General features: G+C 66.1%; 1 protein-coding gene. It reads right to left on the minus strand.

Features of this window, described 5'->3' with window-relative positions; genetic code table 11:
- Positions 1-9,438 (minus strand): sigma-70 family RNA polymerase sigma factor (locus tag ACZY0B_RS26010; RefSeq protein WP_463767119.1); only part of this gene is annotated, 9,438 nt, incomplete at both ends.

Here is a 9,438-nt window from a genome sequence, read left to right on the forward strand (position 1 = left end):
ACCGGCTGCCACACCGCCCCGACCCGCTTGGCCAGCACACGCCGAGTGCTCTTACCCCGCACCGACCACGAGCGCCCGTCCGCCGAGACCAGCCCACCCACAATCGACAACCCCTGCCCCACACAATCACCGCGCGCCCCAGCACCGCGACGACCCACCCAGATGGGATGGGTGGCCATCGCCAGCATCTGCTCATCCCCCGACGAATTACCGTAAGCGTGAACCTCAACATCAGCACGCAGCTCAGGTCCCACGCCGCGGGCCCGCAGCACTTCCCGAACGCTATCGACGTTGCGTTGCCATCGCTGCTCAAACTCGGTGACGTCCACGCCGTCGGTGTCGAGCAGCACCGGGAAATGGTCTGCGTCGCCGCGATACTCGAGCGCCGGGCCTTCGCGCAATAACTGCCCGTCGATCGCTTCGGCGGGATCCGCGCCCAGCGTCCCACCATGGGTTGAAGACGGCGCACCGCCACCGGAGGCAGCCTGAGTCACCGAAATGTCGGGCGGGCTGGGCTCGAAGATGACGGGAGCGTTATCGACGATGGCTTTCCTCACCTCGGGATCCGTCTCCATGGCATCGGCCACCGCCAGTACCCACGCGTATGCGACCCGGACGTCGGCGAATTGCTCGATCCCAGTGCGGGATACGCCGAGGCCTGCCGCAACCTCGACCGGGGCGTTACGCGCAGGGCCGCGACCCGCCACGGCCACCACGATGACTGGTGCGATCACGCCCACGGTGCGGGTGACGATCAGCAGCCCGTCGTGGGCGAAGTCGCCGTCACGCGCCAGTTCGGTGCGCACCAACTCGTCGGCCAGTGCCTCGATGCGATCGGTCCATTCCTTGGCCAGGCCCCCCAGCACGCCGCGCACGGCACGCGAAATCGCCGTCACTTGCGACTCGTCACGCGGACCGGACAACCGCACCTGCTCGGAGACGAAGTCGAAATCGCCCAGCCCCGCTGGCAATCCGGCGCCCGCGGCGATCTGCTCAAACCAGGGATGGCCCAAGACCCCCGGCGGTGCTGCGTCCGACTGCCGACCCACGAAGGAACAGACAACCTCGCCAGTTGGACCGACCAATTCCAGCTTCAGGCGGGCGCTGCCCAACTCCTTGGCGGTCGTCGCGGCCGCTTCACCAGCCGGATCCGACAGCAGCAAGCGCAGCGAACCGGGCCCCTCGCCAGCCGCGAGATACTGCTCGACCAGCACACCCGCGATCACCCCGGCGACACGCGCATCCTCTTGCGTGATGCCCTCGGCGCGGGCCGATTCCGCGATTATCCGGGCCGCTGCGGCGGCACCATCCACCGAGTAGGGCGTCGCGATGGGCAGCCGGGCTCTGACGGTCGGATCGGACGAATACCGCGGCGCTGGTGAACCGAGAGGTGCCAGCAGTATCCGCGGTCTCGATCCCGTATCACCATGCAGCGTCACGACTGTCCTCGAGTCAGTCACTTGGGCTTGCGCGGTGGTGATCGCTCGCCCGCTGTGCCGCGCTGCAGCGCACCAGTACTCGACCCAGTCGCATGCCATTCCTGCGGAATAAAACCTTTTCAGGTGGTCGGTCAGTCGCTCGGGCGCGGTGGCAGGAAACGGTATGGGTTCGGTGCTCTCACGCCGGATTTGGGCCCGCACCCCGCGGGGTCTACGCTCCGGGACTTCGAACACCAGTCGGCGCAGCCAACCTTCGCCGTCCGGGAGGTCCTCGACCCACCACGATGCTGAGCCCAAGGCCAGGCGATCGACGGCACGTAAAGAGGCGAAAAACTCGCGTGCCCGACCCTCGACGACAACCATCACCGCGGCAGCCGTGGTCTCATCGCCGCGCACGCCGATGCGCACCGTGACCGGCTGATGTCGGGCGAGGTCGGCAACCGCGGTTGCGACCAGCCCACGTGCCCGCCGCCTGGCCATCCTGTCCCAATGGCCCGGCAGTCGAGATTCGACGAAACCCCGCAGCAGCACAGCGCGATCCGAACCACCCGGGGGCAGCTCCAGCTCATCTGCCGACACCCCCCCGGCGCGGGTCACGGCTTGATCCGGCGACGGCCCGTGGCCGTGGAAAACCAAAAGCGGCTCACCCGACGCCAGCACGCCCACTGTCACACGAGGCACCGATTGGATCCAAACCCGCCGCTGCAGCTGGTCATTCGCCCATGCGACCGCAGGATCTATCTCCTCGGGCACATACCCAAGCAGTCGCATCTGCTCGGCCAACGCCTCGCCCACCGCGGCGGGTCGTTGCGGATCTACGCGCACCGGCCACGAAACCAACGGCTCCTCGCCGAGCCGTGACAAACGGTCATCCGGCTTGCCCGGGTCTGGACTGGGGATGTCGTCGCGTCGGCCGATTCGGGTCTTGGGCGCCCCGACCTCGTCAGGCACCGCACCTGGGCGCAGCGGCCGTTTTGCGGTCCCATCGTCCAGGTAAATCAACGCCGACGCGAACACGCCGCGGTTCTCCAGCTCATGCAGCCGTCTCCACGCATCGCCACCGCAGTACTCACGCGACTGCATGCGCTCACCGTCGCCGTCGCGCACAGCGACAAGTTCGTGAACAACCAGCTGCCCGCCGCGAACAGTCACACTCAGCGTATGACCGTCAAAATCGAACCGCTGACCGTCAGCGCTGAACTCGACGAACTCGTCGCGGGGTGGGGTGACGGTCAACACCGCCAGCCCGGCGCGGTTGCGAGGATCACGGATCCAGCGACCCAACGCCACCGGAGTGGTTTGCGTCCACTGCGACCCGCCGTACTGGGCCCACTCCCGAGGATGAAACCCCATCACCGCCAACATCCGGACCGTCTCGGCATCCGGAATCCGAATCGGACACCGCCCCGTTTCGCCCAATACATTTGCGGCATAAATCAATTCGTTCAACCCGCACAACCAATCGGTGACCGTCACATCGTCAATCCCCCGCTGGGCCAGCAGCTCAGCCAACAGATCCGGCGCCTCGGCGCCCACCACCGCTTCCGGCGCATACCACCGAGCCGCCGCAGCCTGACCCGCCACCCGATGCTGCGCCCCCACAAACCACTCCTCCGGCGAAGTCTGCGGCCGAAGGGACTTCCTCAGTCGCTCCAAGGCACGATAGACAAGCATCTTGACCGCTCCCGGTTTGATGCCGAGGCGGTCGGCGATTTCCGCGTTAGTCCAGCCATCCACGTAGCGCCAATAGAGGGCCTGGCGTTGCCTGGGGGGCAGACTCTCGAGCAGCCGCATTATGTGTGCGGCCGAATCGGCTTCAATAGCCAACTGTTCCGGACCCGCCGCGGCCGAGGCGATCTCGGGAAGCTCATCAACAAAAAGCCCAGGGGCTTCATAGCGGTAGGCGGCGGTACGAGTCGCGTCAATTAGCTTGTTGCGGGCGATTGTGAGTACGTACCCCAGGAAGCCCTTATGCTGACCCCGATCCTGGTAGTTCGGCAACGCCTGAATGACTTTTATTAGGATCTCCTGGGCCAGATCTTCAGCCGTAAAACCGCCCCGGTCCATCCTCAAACGCGCAGCACAGTACCGAACCACGATCGGGCGGAGAGTCGCCAGCAACTGCTCAACCGCGCCCCGATCACCTGCCACCGCCCCAGCAACAACATCACGATCCAGCCCATCCGCGCCTTTGGCGTAGAAGTCCACCTCGGTGCGGTCACCGTAAGTGCGCGCGGGCCCGTCGAATACCGCCGCGTGCAGCGCCGGCTCGGCAGTCACACCAAGTTCTTCGACGATGCGCGCCACCAGCTGCCCCGCAGTATCGGCCGCCCACTCACCAACCTCGGCCGTGTGCTCGCCGAACACCTCGGCCGCCCGCTGCGGCACCTGCCAATCCTTGCCGCCATCATCGAGTACCCGCGCGAGCCGCCACTTCCCATCGTCGCCACCATCGCGATAGTTGTGGCACACCAACGCAACTCGCACCCAGCTGTCGCCGTCACTGAACTCCCAGTACGACAGCCGCTCATCAATCGTCGACGAGCGGCCCGCCAACAACGCATCGAGCACCTCGGTCGCGGCCAACGCCGTCGCGCCGGTCACGTCCACGATCGCGTGGGCATCGGCCACCAATTCACCGGTCAGCAGCACACCGTCCTGGCCGAGGCGCACCTCACCGTCGTCCGTGAGACTGTTGCCGCGCAACTCCTCACCCAGCCACTCATCGAAATCCTGGCCGATCAGCCCATACACCACAGCCCGCGCCCACGCCGCGCCCAACCGCTCCAACGCCTCATCGCTAATGCGCAGGTTCTGCTCGATATCCCTAACATGCGCCAACCTGTGCGCATCGACATACTCCCCGGCATGAGCGGCGGCCTGCTGCGGGTACAGCCCTGCCTCGACCGCCCGCCGCATCGCCTCCTGTCGCAACGCAGGATTCTCGGCGAACTCCTCATTGATCGTGACCGATTCAACGGACCAAAACCCGTCGGACCCGCGCAGCCCACGAACCCGCTCAAACACGTTGTCATCACCCGCCGGTCTGCCCTCAACCTCGACAAGAGCGCGCTCCCAAGCGATCTCACGACGCACCCGCACATCATCAGGTCGCTCCGGGTTGCGGCTCTCGACCACCTCGCCCAAAGGTTCGTCGTTGCGCGTGTTCGACGCTTCCCCTGCGTGGCGCACCCCGTGTTCGACGCCCTCGGCAGCGGTGTGCGAATCGTTGGTGTCGCCGGATTCGCCCGGGATAGGCGAAGCGCCGGCGAGGTCGTCGGCGGCGGGCCTGAATTCGTCGACCTCTGCGGTGGCAGCGGCATCGAATTCACCATTCGCCCTGATCTCTGACACCGCCACGCGACCGTCCACGCTGACCGCCACGGCGAAATTCCTTGTCCGCGGCGGTGATCGGGGGTTCAGCAGATCCCAGCGGGCGGCTATCAACCGGTCGAGCTCCTGGGGGTGTCTGCCCGCTCTGGCCGCCAGAACCACTTCACCCTCGGCTCGGTAGTAGACGGCGCAGGGGGCCAGCCGTATGCCGCCCGGCCGCCTTCGCGTGACCGCGTCGATGACCTGCCCACTCAACGCTTCGTCGAGGGCATCGGCGGCATCAACCAGCCGCGCTCCCCGCTCGTCGGCGTCGCTCGAGGGCGGATCCGACAACGCGGGACACTCCTCGGCCGCACGATGCACGGCCGCCAACTCGGCCCGCACATCGCCCAACTCGGGTGGCGTCAGCGCGGGCGGCTCCTCGGCAGGCGGTTGCGGGGTCTCAGACGCCGCGCCCCTGGAACGCCTACGCGACATCCAGTTGGGCGCAGCGGCTTCCGGACGTAGCCACACCCGCTCTTCGCTCAGCACTTGCTGCAGATTTCGGCTCAACGCCGCAGCGCTCCAGGCCGACATGTGGACGAAGCATTCGGCCAGCGGACTGCCGTCCGGCGCCAGCCGCCAGCGCCCGTCCAGCTTCTCGAACACAACATGGACCCGACCGATCAGGGGGACATCGACCGTGTGTGTTGTCCCGGTCGGACGGTAATTGCGCAGCCCGGGAACCGGCCCGGCCATGATGTCGTAGACCAGGCGGACCGGGTCGTCAGCGGGCAGCTCGGGATTATCGGCCAACGCGGTCGCCGCGGCTTCGAAGACGCCCTTGGCATCGTCCTTGCGCAGGGCCCGCAGGATCGGGGCGGCGTGGCCGGATCCCCACCGAATAGGTTCGTTCGCGTCCCGCATTCGCAGGTAGTCGGTGAGCAGCCGGTCCTTTGCAGCCTCCACATAACGCCGTCGGACGTTTTGCACCATTTCGGCTGCCTCGTCGGCATACAGCGGCCGCGGGTCGAAGCCGGTCCCGTTCCAGACCAATTCCTCAAATCGAATGTGGCGTCCCGACCAGAACACATCCCGGTATTCCTGCGGGCACCAACTCGCCAGTTCGTCCAGGGCGTCGATGAGATGCGGCCGCTCCCACGGTTCCCTCTCTTCCGTGTTGTCGGCCTGGGCGGGTCGGGTGGCGATGACCAACAGGTCTGGAAGATCTGCGCCCAAGCGCGCGACGTGGTCGGTCAGAATCTCTCCACCTACCAACTCGAGCTCGTCGGCCAGACGCCTGCGCGACTCGTCTCGATCGGCCGTATCCGCGAACCGCGGTGCGGCAATGCGATAGTTCTCGGCCGCTGCGGCCAGCTCCGCGAGCCGCTCGACCTCGCGTCCTGTGCGGGCCTGCATCCGGTACAGTTCGGCCAGCCAATCGGCACTGTAACTGCCAGCCCGGGCCGCGGCGATGCGATGCTCCACCTGCAGCCACAACATCTCGGCCTTGCCGCGTCGCTCAAGCAGCGCGTCATCTGACCAATGGACTGTGTCGAGGCCCAATGGGCGTGCCAGCTCGCCGCACCGCGCCCGCAACCACCCGACGTATTCCGCGGTCGGTAGCAGCGGCCGCTCGTTCTCATCGACCGCAACGACCTTAACGATCAGCAGGTCCGACGGCATTTGCGTCGAATAGGGTTGTGCGTCATCAGTTTCCGGGTCGACGACGACAGGCAGATGATCGCGCAGGCGCATCCGGTATTCGCGGTCGCCGTCGGAATAGCGTTCCCGTACCTGCAGCGTCGTGTCCCGGTCAGGCTGCTGGGCGAGGTGTTCGACAAGCTGCGCGCGTGTCGCGAATTCGTCGACACGGCCCATGGTTTGGAGTCCGTCGGTCTGTGAATGGTCGCCGTGGTCGATCGCGCGACCGTAGATCACCGGCTCCGACCGCTCCGCGGGATCGGCTGCCAACGCCTCTTCGGCTTCTTCGCGACCACGATGCCACATCGTGGGGAAAGCATTGCGAATGCGGTTGAGCAGTCGATCGACGTCATTGTCCGACCATCCTGCGCAGTATTGGGCGATCAGATCGGTGGTATCCGGGTAGCCGACGGGCGGGGCAACCCGCCACACCCCGTCACCGAAAGCTTCGAGCCGGACCGGAATCCGCATTCCACCAACGGTTATCACATGATCGGGTTCGCCGGCCGGATTCGGCCCATCCGGCACCGGGAATTTGCGCAACACCGCATCGCAGAGCACCTGCTCGGCGGGCTTCAGAACCGCCCCGCGACGCCATTTGCGAATTACGCTGCGCAGCAGTTTCGGCCTGGCGAATTCGGTACGGCGTCGGCCCGGCGCGACCGGTCTAAGCCAGTCCCGGAAATCCCCTTCTCCGCGTTTCAGATAATCGTCCGCCAGCGCACGCTGCAACCTGCACTCGAACCTCGCAAGGTACCCGCACTCCATCTCGACGGCGTCGGCCGGGAGCAACGCCGGAGCCGTTTGCGCGTCGACCACGGTGCGGTACTCGCGTGTCAATCCCTCACGCCACAGAGCGTCGGCCCACTTCGGTTCCAACTCTTCGCGGGCTCTCATGAGCCGTCCCTGCCGGGCGGCGACTAACAGAACCGGCGATCGGCCATTCCCGCCGCGGAAGTAGAAGACGTGCGGGCCCAATTGCTCGGCGGTCCCGCGGGAATTCATCTCCTGCGCGAGTATCTCGGCCGAGACCACGTCGTCGCGGGTATCGGCGAGTTGCGTTTCGGCCGAATCGAGTTGTCGCACCACGTCATCGAGCTCGACCAATGCCGCTTCGGCGGCCTCAGCGTGCTGTTGCTGCGCAATCAGCGGCGCGGCGACCTCAGCGCGGTCGCACTTGGGAATATCGGCAAGTCCCGAGAGCTGCCGTTCGAGGCCCGCGAGCTCCGAGCGCACCAGCTGCCGTGCTTTCCAAATGGCGCTTCGCCATGCGGTCAAGCCCGAGGCGTCGGCCCACAGAACGACATGCACACCCGCAGCTGCCAGCTCATCGGTGAGGGTGTCGCGCCGGTTGCGTAGCTCTGCCACGGTGTCGGTACTCGGGGGCGCCCTGGATTCGGGCGGCGGGGAATCGGCCGACGGCTGCATCGGCCGGAAAAACGCAGCGGACAGCTCGGCAGAGGCGGATTCAACGGGAGTAACCGAGACCTCGCAACCCGGTCGATCCACCCGCACGATCTTCCCCCCGTACGCTTCGGGCGTGAAAGCCAGAAAATAGCGGATCTCCTCGCCATCTTTCCGCTCCTTTACCCAGGCCATGCTGCCGGGTCCTGCACCAAGCAGTTGCACGTGCAAATCTTGTCGCCAATCGAAAGTCTCCCAAAGCGTTTCGGCACGGGCATCCAGATCGGCCGCAGCCCACCCAAGCGGCGAACCGCCGGGCCATTCGGACTGGTCGTCGCCAGCCGGATCGGATGAGTCGTCGGCGACCATCGCGATCTCCGCCTGTCGCACGTCCAGCATCGCGTGCTGATATTGCGCCACGTACGACGCCAAATCCTTCAGGGCCTCTTTCGTTGCCGAATTCCGTAGCGCAGGGCCGTCCTGCCGCTTGGCGGATATTCCATCATCGACAGACTCGATGAATGGCTCGGTGATGCGCAGCTCCTCGGCCCCAAGTCGCACATCATCGGCCTGCGAGATAAGCCGCGCCACTGCTGATGTGAACGTTGCGACAAGCCTCCCAAGCCGATGGTATTGAGCCTTGGCGGCGTCGACCGCGGAGGGCTCTCCTTCTCGGCGCGCCGCCTCCAAATGGTTAAACGCCTCTTCCAACCGGCGCGTTAACCGCAGCATCCGCTGGGCCGTCTCCGGCGCCACCCTATGGATTGGCACCAGCGGCGCCCTGGGATCCAACATCCTCAGCCGATGCACGGGATCGCGTAAACCGTTGGAATGATATTCAACTGCGTGGACGTCCGCCATGTCTGTCCCGATGCCGACCACATCGAAAGCGCCTGTGGGGGTGAGCAATTCACCGAGATGGTTGACCACGGGATATACCCGCTCGCCGTCGATGACAAGTGCGCCGCGGCCATGGTTGGCCAGTCGTTGCGTGTCGGAGGCAGGCCGCCCCGGCACACCGCCCAGCAACCGCTCCGCCAGACGGCTGCGACCAACGTCACCCCGACCGAAATGCTCCGCATGTCCACCAGCCCACAGCGATATGCCCGCGACGTCCGCTTCCCCGGCCAAATCGTCGCCGGGCTGCGGCCGCGAACTGTCACCCCACGCACTCTGCTGGTAGTCGTCAAGCCAATCCGCCGCCGCCAGCGCCTGTTCCGCAACGCCGCGCTGGTCGGTGCCCGAACCGCGCGATTGCGGCAGCGGCTCACCCGCACGCCGAGCGCGGTGAATCCGTGCCGACCATTCGTCGGCCGAGGCAAGGACGTCCCGGGCCTCGTTGTCCGGTGGTTCTGCAACCGGTTTGGGTTCGGGGTCGTCGTCGACGGCGTCATCGAGGTGCTCAGGATCGACGTCATCATCCAGAGCGCTCAACGAGCCGTCGGAGTTTTCTGGCCAGGAGCTACGGATCGGCTCGTCGGGCATCTCGTCATCGCGGCTTGCGGGGATGCCGCGGATGTTTTTGTGGATGGGTAGGTCGGTGGCCGCGGGGGTATCGGGGCCGGTGATCGGGAGAGGC

The sequence above is a fragment of the Mycobacterium sp. IDUB_19 genome, from assembly GCF_055419445.1.